General features: G+C 58.7%; 14 protein-coding genes. 5 read left to right on the forward strand and 9 right to left on the reverse strand.

Annotation, left to right across the window (positions count from 1 at the left end):
* The first annotated feature begins 462 nt into the window (after positions 1–462).
* Positions 463–1,614 (forward strand): NADH-quinone oxidoreductase subunit D, encoded by a 1,152-nt coding sequence (locus AC6H1L_RS14385; RefSeq protein ID WP_151727299.1) that lies wholly within the window; start codon positions 463–465, stop codon positions 1,612–1,614.
* 188 nt (positions 1,615–1,802) lie between these two features.
* Positions 1,803–3,200 carry a complex I subunit 1/NuoH family protein gene (locus tag AC6H1L_RS14390; RefSeq protein WP_497598178.1) on the forward strand — a complete coding sequence of 466 codons (1,398 nt, stop codon included), beginning with the start codon at positions 1,803–1,805 and terminating at the stop codon, positions 3,198–3,200.
* Positions 3,201–3,554: 354 nt separating this feature from the next.
* On the opposite strand, the gene AC6H1L_RS14395 is transcribed toward AC6H1L_RS14390, so the two are convergent.
* Together AC6H1L_RS14395 and murI are read right to left on the reverse strand one after the other, a co-directional pair.
* Positions 3,555–4,223, reverse strand: coding sequence for a phosphoesterase PA-phosphatase (locus tag AC6H1L_RS14395; protein ID WP_497598179.1), 669 nt, complete (start codon positions 4,221–4,223; stop codon positions 3,555–3,557).
* 5 nt (positions 4,224–4,228) lie between these two features.
* Positions 4,229–5,173 (reverse strand): glutamate racemase, encoded by a 945-nt coding sequence (gene murI, locus AC6H1L_RS14400; protein WP_497598180.1) that lies wholly within the window; start codon positions 5,171–5,173, stop codon positions 4,229–4,231.
* 1,100 nt (positions 5,174–6,273) lie between these two features.
* Here murI and AC6H1L_RS14405 point away from each other — a divergent pair.
* The 3 genes from AC6H1L_RS14405 (at position 6,274) to groL (ending at position 8,968) form a co-directional block, all read left to right on the forward strand.
* Positions 6,274–6,555 carry a hypothetical protein gene (locus tag AC6H1L_RS14405; protein ID WP_497598181.1) on the forward strand — a complete coding sequence of 94 codons (282 nt, stop codon included), beginning with the start codon at positions 6,274–6,276 and terminating at the stop codon, positions 6,553–6,555.
* Positions 6,556–6,921: 366 nt separating this feature from the next.
* The gene (groES, locus tag AC6H1L_RS14410; RefSeq protein WP_497598182.1) at positions 6,922–7,212 is read left to right on the forward strand and encodes a co-chaperone GroES; all 291 of its coding nucleotides are present in this window, start codon (positions 6,922–6,924) and stop codon (positions 7,210–7,212) included.
* Positions 7,213–7,342: 130 nt separating this feature from the next.
* A complete protein-coding gene (gene groL / locus AC6H1L_RS14415; RefSeq protein ID WP_497598183.1) occupies positions 7,343–8,968 on the forward strand; it encodes a chaperonin GroEL in 1,626 nt (541 codons plus the stop codon).
* A gap of 114 nt (positions 8,969–9,082) precedes the next feature.
* Here groL and AC6H1L_RS14420 read toward each other — a convergent pair whose 3' ends face one another.
* The 7 genes from AC6H1L_RS14420 to AC6H1L_RS14450 all read right to left on the reverse strand — a co-directional run bounded on the left by AC6H1L_RS14420 (position 9,083) and on the right by AC6H1L_RS14450 (position 17,064).
* Positions 9,083–9,853, reverse strand: coding sequence for a hypothetical protein (locus tag AC6H1L_RS14420; protein WP_497598184.1), 771 nt, complete (start codon positions 9,851–9,853; stop codon positions 9,083–9,085).
* 473 nt (positions 9,854–10,326) lie between these two features.
* Positions 10,327–10,608, reverse strand: coding sequence for a hypothetical protein (locus tag AC6H1L_RS14425; protein WP_497598185.1), 282 nt, complete (start codon positions 10,606–10,608; stop codon positions 10,327–10,329).
* A gap of 219 nt (positions 10,609–10,827) precedes the next feature.
* Complete coding sequence (locus tag AC6H1L_RS14430) at positions 10,828–11,823, reverse strand: 2-hydroxyacid dehydrogenase (RefSeq protein ID WP_497598186.1); 996 nt, start codon at positions 11,821–11,823, stop codon at positions 10,828–10,830.
* Positions 11,824–11,973: 150 nt separating this feature from the next.
* A complete protein-coding gene (locus AC6H1L_RS14435; RefSeq protein ID WP_497598187.1) occupies positions 11,974–12,750 on the reverse strand; it encodes a glycosyltransferase family 2 protein in 777 nt (258 codons plus the stop codon).
* Positions 12,751–12,952: 202 nt separating this feature from the next.
* Positions 12,953–14,383, reverse strand: coding sequence for a DnaJ domain-containing protein (locus AC6H1L_RS14440; protein ID WP_497598188.1), 1,431 nt, complete (start codon positions 14,381–14,383; stop codon positions 12,953–12,955).
* A 40-nt stretch (positions 14,384–14,423) separates the two neighbouring features.
* A complete protein-coding gene (locus AC6H1L_RS14445; RefSeq protein ID WP_497598189.1) occupies positions 14,424–15,089 on the reverse strand; it encodes a DNA-3-methyladenine glycosylase family protein in 666 nt (221 codons plus the stop codon).
* Between the two features lie 331 nt (positions 15,090–15,420).
* Entirely contained in the window at positions 15,421–17,064 is a 1,644-nt protein-coding gene (locus AC6H1L_RS14450) for a DUF2705 family protein (protein ID WP_497598190.1), read from the reverse strand.
* Positions 17,065–17,073: the final 9 nt, after the last annotated feature.

Raw genomic sequence — 17,073 nt, forward strand, 5'->3', positions numbered from 1 at the left:
TGTGCACTTGCAGCAGGACCCGAATCGCCTTCTCTATGCTGCAATGGCGGCGCTTCTGGCGCTGCTCTGGACTATGAACTTTAGCCTGCGCCTCGCCAGAGTGAGGAGGCGGCAGCGCTGAGCAGCTCACCGGCGCCCTGCCTATGTGCTTGCCCGCCTGAACTGAAGAAAAGAGGCCCATGCCTGCCGATTTGGTCTGGCCGACGCGAATAGAGGCCCTGCTGCCCGCTGGTTACCTGGCCGTCAGCGAGCCGGTAGCGGCACAAGAGAGGTAGGAGGCACGCCCCCAATGGAGGTGAGGAGCCAGGTCGTGGCGCCGGCTTAAGGCAGGATCAGGCGAGCCTTTCACCTGCCCGCTGCAGACACAAGGGATACGGCTGACTACCTCTACTACTCTACTCCTTACTGGCTGAGTAAGTGAGCGAGTGAGATTGAAGAGCTGTAAAGAGCTGCGAGGAAGCTATGGCGACCAATCAAGGTGTAAATAGACCTCCCCTCGAAGGGGTCGCGCCCGGCGAGCTGCGCTCCGAAGAAATGATTCTGAACATGGGGCCGCAGCACCCGAGCACTCACGGGGTTCTGCGCCTCGTCCTCACCCTGGAAGGGGAGACAGTGGTGGATTGTACGCCGGTCATCGGCTATCTCCATCGCGGCATTGAAAAGATCCTGGAGAACCGCACAGTGATGGCCGGCATCCGCTATATGGACAATGCCGACTATCTCTCACCGATGCTCAATGAGACCGCCTACGTTGGGGCGGTCGAACAGTTGATGGGGATCGAGCCGCCGCGGCGTGCCCAATATATTCGCCTGATCACTAATGAGCTGCAGCGCATTGCCAGCCATCTGGTGGCTATCGGTACCTATCTACTGGATCTGGGAGCCTTTACGCCGATCCTGTGGACCTTCCGCGATCGCGAGGGGATTCTCTCACTCTTCGAGGCTCTCGGAGGGAGCCGCTTCAATGTCAACTATATGCGCGTTGGCGGTGTCCTGCATGATTTCCCCAAAGGCTGGCTCCAGCAGTGTGAAGCCTGGTGCAATCAGTTTGAAAAGAATCTGCAGGAGCTGGAGACGCTGATCACAGGCAACGAAATTTTCGAAGCCCGCACGCAAGGTGTCGGCTATGTTGATCCCCAGCAGGCCATCGCTTATGGATTGACCGGCCCGATGTTGCGTGCGAGTGGCGTGAATTGGGACCTGCGGGTCAACCGCCCATATATGGCCTATCGCGAGATCAAGGTCAATCCCCAGGTCCGCCAAGAAGGCGACTGCTATGCTCGCTATCGGGTACGCATGCAGGAAATGGCTGAGAGCCTGCGCCTGGTGCGGGTGGCCATGGATCAGCTCCCTGGAGGTCCGATCTCGACGCGGACGCCCATCGCGCTCCGTCCGCCGCGTGGCGAGACCTACTTCGCGATTGAGAGCAGCAAGGGGGAGCTGGGGATCTACTTTATCAGCGATGGCAGTGAGTATCCGTGGAGGGCCAAGATCCGCGGTCCTTCCTTTGTGAATCTCCAGATTCTGCCCGAATTGCTGCGCGGGCATAAGATGAGCGACGTCGTAGCCATTCTGGGAAGCCTGGATATCGTTCTGGGAGAGGTCGATCGTTAACGCTCTCGGGCAAGAGAAGAAACAGCGCCGCCCACTGCCTCGCCTGAGTTGAGCTAGCGACAAGGGGTGCTCACGCCTGCCGCTTGCCTGCTGCGGCTGCAAGGGCGATGTGGTCGCTAAAGCGAGATGGGCGGGGTGGGCGGCTTGCCCTGGCGCTTTGATGTAAGGTAAGAGAGTGGAGTGTATCTATGTCCGGTGGAGTTGTATTAGCCGAAGTCTGGTGGGAGCAGCTCCTCCACGGCATCCTTTCTTGGGAGTTTCTCCAGTTCGTGGTTGCGTTTGCTTCCATCTTTGGCTTCGTGATGACAAGCGCGGTCATTCTAATCCTGGCCGAGCGCAAGGTGATGGCCTGGATGCAGGACCGCTATGGCCCATTACATACGGGACCGTGGGGCTTGCTGCAGACGGTGGCCGATGTGGGTAAACTGCTGCTCAAAGAAGATATTCATGCTGGAAAAATCGATAAGGCTGTTTTTATTCTGGCACCCTCTGTCTTCCTCGCCCCGGTCATTGCCTCGTTCGCTGTGCTGCCATTCTCGCCCTATATCAGCCTGCCGGGCGCGCCGTTAGCGACCGGTATCGTCTACTTGATTGCCATGAGTTCGCTGGATGTAGTGGGCGTGATCATGGCGGGCTGGGGCTCGAACAATAAGTATGCCCTCATCGGAGGCCTCCGCTCCGCGGCCCAGATGATCTCTTACGAGCTGCCGCTGGTTCTTTCTCTGGTCAGCGTGATTATGCTGACCAGCATCCTGCGCGACAGCGGCATCGGCACAATTGCCATCAAGGACATTATGAATTTCCAGATGGCCCAGAATTGGCCAGGCAAGGGTAACCCAGTCTGGGACTTCATCTTCGAAGGGTTTACCCCCTGGGCCTGGTTCATTCTGGTGCAGCCATTGCTTGTGGTGACCTATTATACCTGCGGCCTGGCTGAAACGAACCGCTCGCCTTTTGATCTGCCCGAGGCTGAATCAGAGCTAGTGGCGGGCTATCTCACCGAGTATAGCGGCATGCGCTGGGCCCTCTTCTTCCTTGGTGAGTATGGCAACATGACGATCGTGTCGGCGATCACAGCCATGCTCTTCCTCGGAGGCTGGTCAGGCCCTGGAGTGGCCTTCCTGACAGCGCCTGGCATGGCTATCGGCTGGCAGGTGCTCGGCAATCTGCTCGCGCTCTTCTACTTTATCCTCAAGATCTACTTGCTCTGTGGCGTGTTCATCTGGGTGCGGACCACGCTGCCGCGCCTGCGCGCCGATCAGTTGATGCAGTTTGCCTGGCTGATTCTCATCCCTACGACACTCGTCAATATCGTTCTCACCGGGGCCCTCTATCTGGTGCTGAATGCCCTGGGAGCCTCGAATCTGGTCTTCCTGGTCGTCCTGGGCGTCGTCAACTGGCTGATGCTCTTCGGCTTCTTCTGGGTCGTGAGCCGGGCTACAACCGCCTCGACTCGGCGAGCAATGGCGCCAGCTATTCGCGCCCGTCAGCGCCTGGCTGCGCTGGCAGCAACGCCCTCCGCGCCGCGCTTGCCTGAACCGGAGCGGGCTGGGGCGACGAGCGCCACTGCGACCGGCAGCCGATGAGGCAGCTCAGGCGTGAGGAGGATCGATCGTCCAGCGCAGTCAAGCGGCAGCGCGACCTCACGACGCTCTGCTGAAGCATTAGCGTTGCAGTGCCGTGCTGGCTGAGCCGGCTGGGCGGTTGGTTGATCATGCTTTACCTGAGCAAGTGCCAGCGTAGGTATAAGGGCAACGAGGGCAGGGAAGGCTGTTCACAGTCACTTACGGCTGGACAGCTTTCCTGCCCTAAATAGTGAAGCAAACAGAGGCTTTTGTCTACGAAGTCCTTCTGTCTCCAGCCCGACTTTTCCTTCTTGCTCTCTTCTCTCTCTCCTCTCCACCAGCAACCAACGCAGGCCTCATCTTCTCTTCTCTTACTTAGAGTCCACGCAGTCTGAGAATCAGTGTTGTGAGCAAAATGCTCAGCAGGGCACCGATCGTCACCTGAGCCACCGTATGCCGGCGCAGAGCCACCCTTGACCAGCTTACCAGGATCAACAGCAGGAAGAGGGGAAGCATGACGGAGCCGTACATAGCGGTCAGCAGAGTAGCAGCGCTGGCCATCGATGAGGCGTGCACACTGATTTTCCACCAAAGCGTAATGAAGAGCATGACGATGCCGCTGATAATTGTAATGATCAGCAACGTCATCAAATTATAGGGACCGTGAAGGGCCTGCAGGACGAAAAGGCCGACCGTGGCCGAGGAGATAGAAAACAGATAAGGTCCCAGGCGCTCAGAGCGACGCGTGATATCCAGGTCGGAGAGCCGACCGGTATGGACACCAATCGCAATATAGAGCAGAGGACCCAGACTTAGGAAAAAAAGAGCGATGAGAGCGCAGGCCAAAGCGTGGCCAGGATCTGGGCTATGATAGAGAGCCACTGACATTACAAGCGGCAAAGAGATAGAGAAAGGTGCCAGAACAGTTGAAATGTAACGTGCAATCCGTAGGCGCAAAGACCCGCTATCAGTCATACCGATTTCACCAAGTTGAGGGCCGGCAGCATATTCTTTAAGCACCTGAGACAGACGGCGGCTGTTCATTCCGATCACTCTTCCCTTTCCTCACAAGCTGCGGCGGCAGTGATCTGAGCAAGCTGGCTGGCCTGGCGCACCACCACGGGATAACCCAGAATTCTAGAGGCAATTTCACGGAAAGAGGCGGGGTCGCCGCTGCACCACACTTCCAGATTGCCAGCAGGCAGGGCAGGGGCCTGCTGGCTCGCTGGCTTCAGCAGTGAAGCGGCTTCCAGCACGAAGCGTGTGCGACGAGCGATAGCGGAGCCGCTATCGATGACCTGAACGTCGCTGCCTGCCACGCGCTCGATGACTGGGCGCAAAGCGGGAAAATGGGTACATCCCAAAACCAGCACATCGATATCCTTGCTCAGCACTGGCCTCAAGGCCTGGCGTACAACCTCCTCAGCCACCGGCGTATCCAGCTCTCCGCGCTCGACAAGGGTCACCAGCTCGGAGCAGCCATGAGTATAGGTTTCGATATCGCGAGCGAAGTTAGCGATCAATTGCTGCAGATAGGGCGAGCGCGCTGCCTGATTAGTGGCGATGATACCAATGCGTCCCTTACGTGTTAGCTGAGCTGCTGGCTTCACAGCCGGCACCACCCCTACAAACGGTACAGGAAAGGTGGCGCGTAGAGTAGCCAGAGCGGCTTGTGAGGCGGCATTACAGGCCACAACGATCAGTTTAACCCCGCGTTCTACCAAAAAGCGACTGATCGCCAGCACGAGCTGGATGATCTCCGCCTCGCTGCGCAGACCATAAGGGCAATGAGCAGTGTCACCGACGTAGATGTAGTCCTCAGCGGGTAGCTCTTGCCGAAGAGCACTGAGAATGGTCAGCCCGCCAGCGCCCGAATCAAAAACGCCGATCGGAGCACTGGCCTGACCAACTCCAGGAGCCTGTTGAGCTGGAAGCTGTGAGCGCTGGAACTCTACCGCCTGCTGAAGATGGGCGCCAACTGAAGTGCTGCTCAAAGATGCTTCATCTATTTGCTTCGCTTCACTATCATGCATAGCACTATGGCAGATTCACCAGCAAAGTGATCAATAACATGGCAAGGCACAGACCTGACGATCATCGCCTGAGACATTGCTAAAGGCGAGCCACATGCTGACAGGCTGGGCACAGCCAAAGCCCTGGCAGAGCGTTGGCTAGATGAGCCAGGCTTAAAGGCCGAGCCTGGCTCACATGGGCAGTGCACGCAGAGAACGCACAAAGAGAGATTGGCATCCAGGCGGAATGTGGTGGTCTGCCGATAGCGAGCCATGAAGCAGCATGGAGGATGCTCAATCCCCCATAACGGCTGATAGCTGGCCCTCCTCACGCCTTGCTGGCCTGCAAGCAGAGCGGCGCGCCATCAACTGAAACTAAGCTGGCTGCTCGATCCTCCGGCTTCCCCGGCCAGGCCGCAGGGTCCAGACCAGGCAGACCACTGTTCCCCGGAGCGGAGAGAAGAACCAGCGGCCTGGCGAAGCGAGTCCCCTGCATCCCCCGCCGGGACCTCCAGCCAGAATCTGAGCAGCCAAAGACAACTCGAGGCAGCCCATCCTCTCCCCTTCCAGTGTAAAAGGCTCAACCACCGCACCGCAGTCAGTCAGTCAGTGATCCTCTAGCCGGAGCATCGCGAACCATCGCCGCAACCGGGCGAAGCGTGCCGCGCTGATCCGGGCAATTCCCCTGTCCTCTGCCAATCTCCAACGCAGTGCAGGAAGCACCTGGCAACCCTTCTGCTCGCTGCTGTCAGGTCAGTTGCCTTGTCCCAAGGGGGCCCGAGGCCCCGAACTCCAGTCTATCAGTCAGGTACTCTATATAAAACGATCCTGGCGAGGGATCAACCACACTGGCGACACTAGTCCCACTCATTCAGAGGGTGACCGTTACTGTCTCTAGCTGCTCATAGCCTGGCCGTTGGCGAGATGGCGAAAGAGCGGGCAACCTGGCAAGAGATTCTAACAGTCCTCTAACACTCTTCCTACGCTCCTCTAATGCTTTTCCTACGCAGCTCTAATGAGGAATATGGCATACTCAAAGCAGGCTCAGGTGTTGCTTGGACAGCAAGGAGAGGCGAGGACCCATGTACGCAGCGAGCAATCGGTCACAAGGGAACGCTGGTCAAAGTGCTCAGCGGGCGCCGCAGCCGCTGCGCTGTGCGAACTGCGACATCGAGATCCGCTGGTCTCCAACGATTGTGCAGGGCAAGGCCTACTGCTGTAGCGGGTGTGCCGCTGGGGGCCCTTGCAGCTGTGACTACTCACAGTATCACTCGGTCAACATCTCTGGAGTGATCCACTACATGCCTGAGCATGAGGAGCAGGATGGTGTCCAGTCGCACGGAATGGAAAACAGTTCATCCTGAGCTGGCTTCTTCTAGATACTTGCGAGTGACTGACCCATTGGCTCCTGTGGTCCCCCGGTTCTGCTGTCTCCCCGTCCTGTGACTGAGCGATCGAAGGTGCTGATCGTGGAATTGCATGGGACTGGGCGCTGTTTCGTCATGGCATACCCGGTGCTCAGGCCATGAGACAGCGAGAGGAAGGCGCCTGATCTAAGTGAGCCAGAGTGGCAGGCGGAAAGGGAAGAGAAGAGCATGACTCTTCCAAAAAGAGACTGACCTGTCTAGCAGCCCCCTTTTGTTCGCCTGTGTACATGCAGGATGTAGATGCTGGGTCCGACCTGGAGAGCAAAGCAGCAAAAACTAGCGGAAGAAAGGGAGAAGACGTTCGTGGCGAAGATTCGTCCTGTTGGCGACCGTGTGGTAGTGAAGCCCGCGGCCAGAGAAGAGGTCACCAAGAGCGGAATTGTCATTCCTGACACAGCCAAAGAGAAGCCCCAAGAAGGGACAGTCGTCGCCGTAGGAAGTGGTCGGCTGCTTGATAATGGAGAGCGAGCGGCGTTAGAGGTGCGCGAGGGTGACCGGGTGCTGTTTGCCAAATACAGTGGCACAGAGTTCAAGCTCGATGGTGAGGAGTACCTGGTACTGAAAGAAAGTGATATTCTCGCCGTTCTGAGCTGACTGACCCCTGTCGCATAACACCCTCCCAGCCGTTGGTGGTCCACTCTTCCCTTGAAGGGGGAGCGCGCGGCCATTGATTGACCAATCCCTAGCCAAGCAAGCACGATAGAGAGGAAGGAACAATTTATAGATGGCGAAACAGCTTGTATTTGACAGTGAGGCGCGTCGTTCTCTGAAGCGCGGGATCGACCTGCTTGCGGCGGCCGTCAAGGTGACCCTTGGCCCCAAAGGGAGGAATGTCGCCCTCGATAAGAAGTTTGGAGCTCCTTCCATTACCCACGACGGCGTCACAGTTGCCAAGGAGATCGAACTAGAGGACCCCTTTGAGAACATGGGGGCCCAGCTGCTGAAGGAGGCGGCGACCAAGACCAACGATGTCGCCGGAGATGGTACGACGACTGCCACTGTTCTGGCCCAGGCCATCGTGACTGAAGGCCTGAAGAACCTGGCCGCCGGCGCCAATCCAATGCAGCTCAAGTATGGCATCGATCGCGCCACAGAGGCCGTAGTCAACTACATTCGTTCGGTGGCGGTGCCAGTTCAGACGCGGGAAGATATTGCGCACATTGCGACCAACTCCGCGGCTGACGAGACAATCGGCAAGTTGATCGCCGATGTCATGGACAAGGTCGGCAAGGACGGCGTGATCACCGTGGAAGCCTCGCGCGGCACCAGCTTCGAGACAGAGTTTGTCGAGGGCATGCAGCTCGATAAGGGCTTTGTCTCGGCTTACTTTGTGACTAATAACGAGAAGCAGGAAGCCGCGATTGAGAATCCCTATCTCTTGATTACCGATCGCAAGATCAGCGCCGTGGCCGACATTCTGCCCGTGCTGGAAAAGATCACGCAGCAGGGTCGGCGGGAGCTGGTGATCATTGCTGAGGATGTCGATGGGGATGCTCTGGCAACGCTGGTAGTCAATAAGGTGCGTGGCGTCTTGAATGTCCTGGCCGTCAAAGCGCCCGGCTTCGGCGATCGCCGTAAGGAGATGCTGCGCGATATCGCTGTGCTGACCGGCGGTCAGGTGATTAGCGAGGAGATGGGGCGCCGCCTCGATTCGGTGACGCTAGCGGACCTCGGCCAGGCCCGCCGCGTGGTGGCGACCAAGGATACGACGACTATCGTTGAGGGCCGCGGCAACCCTGCCGAGATCCAGGCTCGTATCCGCCAGATCAAGGCCCAGATCGAGGAGACCACCAGCGACTACGATCGCGAGAAACTACAGGAGCGCCTGGCGAAGCTGGCTGGCGGCGTGGCGCTGATCAAGGTCGGCGCTGGCTCGGAAGTGGAGCAGAAGTATCGCCAGACACGCGTTGAGGATGCTCTGTCGGCGGCCCGCGCCGCGGTCGAGGAGGGCATCGTCCCCGGTGGGGGCGTGGCTTTGCTGAATGCGATTGAGGCCCTGGATAAGCTGGAGCTGACTGGCGACGCCGCAACCGGGGTGAAGATCCTGCGTCGGGCCCTTGAGGAGCCAGTGCGCCAGCTTGCGATCAATGGCGGTAAAGATGGCTCGGTCGTGGTTGAGGGTATCCTGCGCGCTCAGCGCGAGCATAACAACCGTAACTATGGCTATAATGTCTTGCTGGATCGCTACGAGGATATGATCGCCGCTGGCATCACCGATCCGGCCAAAGTGACCCGCTCGGCCCTGCAGAATGCGGCCAGCATCGCGGCCATGATCCTGACGACCGAGGCCCTCATCACCGACGTGCCCGAGAAAGAGAAATCTGCTGCTCCTTCTATGCCTGAGTACTAGCGCTCTTCAAACCGCTTCACCCCGGCTCGTTGGGACGGGGATAGATGCTAGCGAGGCCTTTCCTCCCTGCCGAGAAGAGACGGCGAGGGAGGGGAGGCCTCGCTTATCCTTCACCTATGAAAGGAAGTGCAGCGAGTCGAGCATCGGATTATAGTACTTCTGCATGGCCTCATCAAAGACATCGCCACTGGCGTAAAACTCGAGACTGTAGTAGTGCTGCTTGTAGAGGACGCTCAAAGTCACGAGGTGCAGACTTTGATTGTTGTTGAGGGGAAAGCTCACATCGTCCTCGCTCCAGGTCTGTCCGCCGAGGGTGCGTGTCTTCGGCGTATTGGTCAGGGTTTGGGGGTTGCTCAAACTATTGGCCTGGGCAAAGTCCTGAATCAGAAACTGGTCCAGATCGTGCCCGCTAGAGAAGAACTGGTTGGCGTCGCTCGGGAATTGGGCAATGAGTAAGGTCAAAGGTATCGAAAGACTCTGCGGTGGAGTGAGGGCGAGCGTCTTGAGGCCGCTACTGGAGGTATTCAGCTGACCCTCGACCCAGTCTTGAGGCAGGTTTATGGTCAGACCCAGGGACTGGCTGCTAGCAGTGCTCAGAGGCTTGAAGGAAGATGGCGTAGGCAGAATGTCTGTTGACGAGCTTTGGGAGCCTGTCACTGGGGTCGCCGCCGGTGTCTGGCTGGGCAAAGGCACGCTGCGCACAGGGGCCCGCGGGGCGAAATAGCCATCTGCCCAGAGCAGCCCCACGGTAGCGCCAACGCCGAGCAGACAACTCAGCAGCAGCACGGCGATCACGGTCAACCAACGGGCAAAGCGCTTCTCAGGACGAGCCTGGCCAGGCAAAGCAGCATTTGGTGTTTGAACTGCCGGATTGCTGGCAAGCATCACGGAGCTGGAAACCTCGCGCGGATCTCGCGGCCAGGCGGGGGCATCGCTAGGGAGATACGAATAATACGCTGACGCTCCTGATATCACTGCTGTACCGCACTGAGGGCAGACTGCGGCATAGGCTGGGAGTTCTGTCTTGCATTGTGTGCAGGTCATGGCTGCTCCTCTCCCATGTCGTTCCGGTAGCAGCAAATTCTACCAGATTGCACTAAATGCAACGATAAGTAACGGAGGCACGCATAGCGAGATCCAGCATAGTGCGGCGCTGCGACTTCCATTGCTTGAGTGCCTCCTTTGCGTCCGAGGGATGGCTGACCGACTGGCCAGAGAGAGAGCGAGATTGACCAGGGATCAGGCTCCTTCTCTAGTGGACAGAGCGTCCTTGCTCTTTCCATGTGGCCTGGCTCAGTCTTCTCGACTTGGTCGCATGGCAAACAGGCCCAATCAGCGGGTGCCGGCACGCAAAATGACTACTGCACCAGGCGGCAATCAAAGCGAACCTGTCCACTGCGGCGATCGGTAATCGCCCTGACAATTTCCAGGGTAATCGGCTCTCCAACTGCCACCGGCAAGTCGTCCTCATCAAGCACACGGCACTCAAAATGTCGTGTGGGATCATTGAGATCGGCAATAATGCAACGCACGTAAGGATGTTCCTCGCCACCAATAAAGGCCCGTAGGCCTGGTTCCTTGGCCAGCAACGTACCCGTGCGCTTCACTGTGTGCAGGCACCCCTCTCTGAAAGTCTGCATCCTCCCGCTCCTCAGTTCAGCGGAGGATGGCTGAATGCTAAAGACATAGTAGAAGAGTCTGCAGCAAAAGTCAACTATCCGCTAGAGCGTAAGCTCCTGCGCTGCAGCGTAGCTGCCGGCAGCTCTCCTGGGTCGGAGACTGGCCAGGCGGACGTGTCCGCCTCGTGCTCCCGGCCTGGCAGGAGAGAAAGGAGGCTGGAGGGATCGCGCAGGCCAGACTTAACCCAGCACCTCGGGATTGACCAGATTAGGAGGCCGGCGCCCCTCGTGGTAAGCCACAATATTATTGCTCGCCATCAGGGCCATCTGATTGCGTGTCGCGTAGGAGGCACTGGCAATGTGTGGCAGCAAAACCACATTCTCCATAGTCAGCAGCTCTGGCTCAATGGCCGGCTCATGCTCATAGACGTCCAGGCCAGCGCCAGCGATCTGCTTCGCCTGCAAGGCGCGAACCAGGGCCTTTTCATCGACAACAGGTCCACGCGAAGTGTTGATCAGATAGGCCGTTGGTTTCATCAGCGACAGCTCCCGTTCGCCGATCAAATGATGCGTTGAGGGCAGATAAGGAGTGTGGATACTGACAAAGTCGGATTCGCGCAGGAGCTCGTCCAGCGGGGCGTAGGTGAGATGATAGGCGGCCTCCTCCTCGGGAGGTAGGCGATAGACGTCGTAGTAGAGGACACGCATTTCGAAGCCACTAGCGCGCTTCGCCACGATTTTCCCGATGCGTCCAGCGCCGATAAGGCCCAGAGTAGCGTGATGCACATCGGCGCCACAGAAGAGTAGCGGACCCCACCCTTTAAACTTACCGGCGCGAACAAAGCGTTCGGCCTCGGGAATACGGCGAGCCACGGCGATCAGTAAGCCGAAGGCCAGGTCTGCGGTGGTATCTGAGAGCACCCCAGGTGTATTGCTGACAGCGATCCCCAGGCGGGTAGCAGCCTCGACATCAATGTTATTGTAACCGACGGCCATATTGGCCACCATCTTGAGCCGCGGCGTAGCCGAAGCGCAAGCCTCCAGAAAGCGGGCATCGATCTGATCGGTAAGCAAACAAAAAATATAGTCATGACCAGGGCCGCGGCGGAGCAACTCTTCGTAGGGCCAGATGACCCCTTCTTCCATATTGGCCTCCACCTCGCCGATGGCCTCCAGAGGCGGATAGGCCACGTCGGGTACACGCTGGGTCACGAGGATCTTTGGACGCTCTGCCATAGCACTCTCCTGCCGATCTTGCTTGCTAAAGAAAGCACTGGCCTGCCTGAACGGGCCTCGTTGGCCGGGGCCTCTGCTAGCGGTGCCCCGCTTTGCCGGACAACGCACGGCGGTCTGTGACCGCTGACCTGTCGTGAGAGAACCTTCCTCTTATTGTATAACCTCTGGCAAGCCTCTCATCTGGTCGTCTGGGCGATCAGCCCCGGCTACTGGCTGCTGACAGGTCAGAGTAGCAGGCAAACGAAAGGGCCTGGCCAGACGGCGACGCAGGAGCATCATCAGTGCGGGCCAGCCATCGCGCCACGGCGAAAGCTTTTTAGCCCTGCGAGGGTTATAGCGAATGGGGACCTCCAGGATCGTGAGGCCGGCCTGTACCAGGTAGATAGTGATCTCTGGCTCGATCTCAAAGCGGCGTCCTTCTAGGGGGAGAGCCTGCACGACCGCGCGCGGCATGAGCTTATAGCACGTCTCCATATCCGAGAGGCGACAGCCATAGAGGAGATTGGTCAGCATCGTCAAGAAGCGATTCCCCCAACGTATCAGCCACTGCTGCCGAGAGAGATCGCGGCAGCCATAGACGGCAGCGAGCGGCTGGCCGGCCCTGAGCCAGCGCTCAACGAGCAGGGGGATATCCTGGGGATCATACTCCAGGTCTGCATCTTGGATCAGAACCAGATCGCCCGTGATATAGCCGAGGCCCGTCCGCAGGGCCATACCTTTTCCCTGGTTGTGACTGTGGCGCACATAACAGTAGCGATCGAAAGGTGGACGTTGACGCAACGTTTGGAGGATATCCCAGGTGCGATCTGTGGAGGCATCGTCGACAATGACAACCTCTAGTTCAAGGGGCACCCTGGCCAGCGCTTCCAGTAGCCGGGCTACCGTGGCTTCCTCGTTGTAGACAGGCACAACCACTGAAACACGCATGCTCGCAGTAACCTCACTTCCCGGTGCAGAAGGGTGAGGAGCATGGGGAGCGCATACTCTGGCTGCTATTCATGCTACCTACTCTCATTATTCATGATACCCATCTTTGGAGAGAAATCACCGTAATAGAGTTTTTTTCTTCTGAAGGGCCAGAGGGATGGCGCATAGACAAGACAAGATGTCATGGCCGATGGAGCTTACTTCATTCCCAGAGCTGGATTGTGCCGTCAGTCAAAGCAACAAGCAGGCGGTGATCAGCGAAATGGAGAGCGCTGATCTGCCAGGGGTGATAGAGCTTCTGCACGAGCTGCCCGGCAGCCAACGACCATAGCTCAACCACGCCCTCATTCAGCTCGCTATCTTCGCGAGCCACGGCCAGCCAGCTAGCATCGTCGGAAAGCGCTAGACGCGAAGTGCCCCCCAGAGTACCGACGGTCAGATCATAGTACGTAGCGGCGCGCAGGTCCTGTACACGCACGCGATTGCGCTCCTGTCTGGACGCGAAGGCGACCGCCTGCAAGTCGGGTGTCACGGCATACGGCGGAGCACAATCGCTACACGTTCCAGCCAGCACAGAGGAAACAATGCGTGGACGGAGACGGTTACCGAAGCGTGTGCGCGCTGTAAGATCCCAGCGTCGAACAATGATCACCTCCTCCTGGCTCTCTGGAGTATGGCCACAGGAGAGCGTGAGCAATGAGCGCGTGTCGCGCGAGAGGGCGCGCAGGCGGATAGCCCAAAACTGACGCTTCTCAAGCTCTTCTTCAATGCAAACAAGGCTCTCCCGAGGGCCAGGACTCTGGCCAGGCTGATACAACAAAACGTCAGTGGCGCGGGCCCCGGCCTTCCGGGGTGTACGAGGGTCCTCAGCTTGATAAGGGAGGGCGAGGCGCAAGCCCAGGCGGCGAGTGCTCTGGCCCGACTCCGGTGGTGGTGTAGTAGCCGCGGTGCTCTCTTCAACGAAGGCCAAATCAAGCGTATAGTGGTCGAAGACGGTGCGCTGCTGCAAAGGATAGCTCCAGACCAGCGAGCCACTCTGTGTCTCCCAGACATGCAGACCCAAGCGTCCCCAGCCAGCCAATAGCCTACCGTGTGGCGAGAAGCGCAATTCTCGCAGCGATTCGACCGTCAGTGCCGGATCGGCCCGAAACTGAGAGAGCTGAGCGTGACGGGCCAGACTCCAAATGGCGCCCTGGCCGTCCAGCGTGCCGGCGGCAATATAGAGATCGTCATCCTCAGTGTGCACGCTGCCCAAGGCTGAAATGACTCCGAGGGATGTCTGAAAGCGAGCACCGGCATGCAAGGGACCGCGTGTACTGAAGATGCTCAGGCTGGCAAACTCTAGCTCCTCCCGAGGATCAACGCGCTGCGGACGCCGACGGGGGCGCAGCAAGCCGCTGCGCACATCCAGCACGCCCCTGAGAGCCACGTCGTACTGCTGCCGCTTCTGTGGATCTCCTAGAACCGCATAGGCACGATTGATGCGTTTCATCTGCGTTGCGCCTTCCGGCCCAGCCAGATCAGGATGATAGCGCCGCGCTAGCTGCCGATAGGCGCGCTTGATCGTCTCCTGATCGGCGTCCGCCGGGACACCCAGGATAGCGTAGTAGTTTTCCAGTTCATCCCTCTCCATAGCCAGCTCTGATGTCTCTCAGCGAGAATAGACAAATCGTTTAGAGCGAGACAATACGGGTTTTACTCCGGTTGTCTTGCAGCGACAAGCGTCGTATGCGCCAGATATACCAGGTTGCAACGGTGCGATAGGGTCGCCAGCGCTCCCCGAAGGCCAGCAGTTCCTTGCGCGTAGGCCGTGCCTCCAGATCATAGAGGAGGCGGAGGCCCTCAGCCAGCCCCAGATCATCGACGGGCCAGACATCGAGGCGGCCCAGCGAGAAAATCAAGATCATTTCAGCGGTCCAGCGCCCGATGCCTCTGACGGCGGTTAAAGCGCGAATGACAGCCTCATCATCGAGGGCAGGGAGTTGCTGCAGGTCAAGCTCACCGCTCAGAACGCGCGCACACAGATCGCGTACATAGCGGATCTTCTGGGAAGAGAGGCCAGCCGCCTGCAGTTGCCTCTGATCGAGGTTAGCAAGAGGCTGAGCCTGGATAGGGCCAGGAGGCAGCAATGAGCGCAAACGGGCCATGATCGCATCGGCGGCCCGGACGGAAATCTGCTGTGAAATAATGGCGTCAACCAGCGCCTCGAAGAGGTTGGGGTCTGGCACCAGAGTGCAAGGTCCCACGCGCTCAATAGCGCTGGCCAGGACAGGATCACGTGCTTTCAGCGCCAGGGTAGCAGCAGCAACAACAGCAGTCCAGGGTTGTTGTATGGTCATTCGTCTATCTTTCGGCTTACTCAGCGCTCTAGAGCCGAGCCGATCGCCTGCTCGCCCTCTACCCAGCCACTGGAGCCACGGCAAGCCGGGCCGACTACTGGGGCAGAGAGCAAAGCGGGTGCAAGTCAAGCGCCGCCTGGCAAGCCCTGCGAGGTGTATCGGCTCCTCTCTCCGCTGATATTGTAGCACATGCTGGCCTCCTGCCACTGGCGCGCTCCGGCCTGAGCGGTAAAGGAAGCGATAGAGGAAACAATGGCACAGGCTGGCAGAGAGGCGGAGGAGTTTCAAGATAATACTCACTCCTCCGCCTGCGAAATTGGGCGGACGCGCGTCAGGCCCGTGTCACAAGGCTGCTTTCCTTGAAGTGGAAAAGTGCAGCCAGCATCGCTACGATAGCCAGACCCAGTATGATCAGCGTTGGCCCCCAGCGCATGCCCTCGGTCATCGGACTGCCGTAAAGATGGAAAATCGAGAAGTTGATCAGCCAGTCAGGCAGCTTCAGCATCGGCTGCAGAAACTCCATCAGGAAGGAGAGAGCCAGAAAGAAACCAACGAGGCCTGTGGTCAGGCCGGCGGACAGGCGTGTCGCCAGCAGGTAGACCAGAGCGGCGGCCAGCCATTCCAGCGGCAGCATACTGAAACAGGCGGCTGCGGTATCGCCGACGTCGATACGCAGATTGATGATATTGGCCGTCAGCAGGAGACCGAGCCAGATCACGAGCGGAGGAATCAGCGAGGCCAGCGCGACCATCGAGGCATGTTCACCGAGCAGGCGGAGACGTGACTGCGGCGTACTGAGAATAATCTCCAAATGCCCGTTATCCAGGTCGCGGTTCCAGGTGTGGGCCAACGTCAAGGCGAAGATGGTCAGGGCAACAGGGACAAAGGCGAAGACGGTGGCGCCCAGAAAGCCCTGGTTGGTGGCGACATTATAGCCACTAAAGAGCTGGCTCATGACGGGGTTGCCCTGCACGGCCTTTCTGAAGACGTCCAGCAGGCTGGGAATGAGAGAGGTCAGAAGCTCGACAAAGAAGAGGGTGATTACCGTCCACCAGAAGAGGGCCGTGAACTGCGCGCGCAGGGTGCGCAGGCCCAGCGAGCGCAGGAATGGATCGCCTGCGGCGCGCGCCAAGGCTCGACCGCGTTCGACCGCCCCTGATCGCCTCCCATTGAGGGCGAGCTGCAGAGCCACACCTCCCAGATCGCGCCGGGCGAAGATCAGAGTACTGGCGGCGATCAGGACCAGCGTGAGCACGAGCAGCAGCGCCACCGCCCCCCAGTTCGCACTTACCGACGGAATCAGAGGCTTATTGGAATTGTAGTAGTAAAAAATTGATAGATGACGGAGCCAGTCGAAATTGTGTTGAACGCGCCCGACGCTATCAAACAGGAACATGATCACCAGGATCGCCGCCGTCCAGCCGGCAGCGGCGCCGCGCCAGCGCACGAACTGCGAGATCAAAAGGGCGATGCAAGCGAAAATCAGCTCGAAGAGACCGACATTGAGAACCGTCGACAAAGCGCGCAGGTAGTCGGCAGTCTCGTGGGCGCTGAGCTGGCCGAGAAGGATAAAGACGCTAATGATGAGCATCATCACGAGAATAGCCAGCATCAAAGCAAGCAGCTTCTCCAGCAAGAGGCGTACGCGAGCAACAGGCTGTGAGAGCAAGACATCGAGCGTGCCGCGCTCCTCATCGCCGCGCACCAGGCGGGCGCCAGCCAGGATGGCCCAGATAGCCAAAAAGGCTGGCAAAGTCGTGCCAAAGACGCGGAAAGTAACGTAGCCGGGAATAGTACCGAGGGCCACCTGATCGCCATAGAAGCTGAAAGACTGATAAATCTGAGTAACACCGGCGCTGAGGGCGTCCTCAGCGGTGGCGTACATAGCGTAGATCAGCAATCCCAGGCCGACGCCCCAGCAGAGGATCGCGATCCAGTATTCGCGCAGGCTTTTCAGCCAGATCGTGCGCAGCATAGTGCTTTC

It is taken from the genome of Thermogemmatispora argillosa (genome assembly GCF_059696725.1).

What these genes read in the sequence shown, in the direction of transcription:
- AC6H1L_RS14435 (WP_497598187.1), bottom strand. Translation starts at nt 12,750, where the DNA reads ATGCGTGTTTCAGTGGTTGTGCCTGTCTACAACGAGGAAGCCACGGTA.
- AC6H1L_RS14430 (WP_497598186.1), bottom strand. Translation starts at nt 11,823, where the DNA reads ATGGCAGAGCGTCCAAAGATCCTCGTGACCCAGCGTGTACCCGACGTG.
- AC6H1L_RS14450 (WP_497598190.1), bottom strand. Translation starts at nt 17,064, where the DNA reads ATGCTGCGCACGATCTGGCTGAAAAGCCTGCGCGAATACTGGATCGCG.
- AC6H1L_RS14405 (WP_497598181.1), top strand. Translation starts at nt 6,274, where the DNA reads ATGTACGCAGCGAGCAATCGGTCACAAGGGAACGCTGGTCAAAGTGCT.
- AC6H1L_RS14445 (WP_497598189.1), bottom strand. Translation starts at nt 15,089, where the DNA reads ATGACCATACAACAACCCTGGACTGCTGTTGTTGCTGCTGCTACCCTG.
- AC6H1L_RS14440 (WP_497598188.1), bottom strand. Translation starts at nt 14,383, where the DNA reads ATGGAGAGGGATGAACTGGAAAACTACTACGCTATCCTGGGTGTCCCG.
- groL (WP_497598183.1), top strand. Translation starts at nt 7,343, where the DNA reads ATGGCGAAACAGCTTGTATTTGACAGTGAGGCGCGTCGTTCTCTGAAG.
- AC6H1L_RS14390 (WP_497598178.1), top strand. Translation starts at nt 1,803, where the DNA reads ATGTCCGGTGGAGTTGTATTAGCCGAAGTCTGGTGGGAGCAGCTCCTC.
- AC6H1L_RS14425 (WP_497598185.1), bottom strand. Translation starts at nt 10,608, where the DNA reads ATGCAGACTTTCAGAGAGGGGTGCCTGCACACAGTGAAGCGCACGGGT.
- AC6H1L_RS14385 (WP_151727299.1), top strand. Translation starts at nt 463, where the DNA reads ATGGCGACCAATCAAGGTGTAAATAGACCTCCCCTCGAAGGGGTCGCG.
- AC6H1L_RS14395 (WP_497598179.1), bottom strand. Translation starts at nt 4,223, where the DNA reads ATGAACAGCCGCCGTCTGTCTCAGGTGCTTAAAGAATATGCTGCCGGC.
- AC6H1L_RS14420 (WP_497598184.1), bottom strand. Translation starts at nt 9,853, where the DNA reads ATGCTTGCCAGCAATCCGGCAGTTCAAACACCAAATGCTGCTTTGCCT.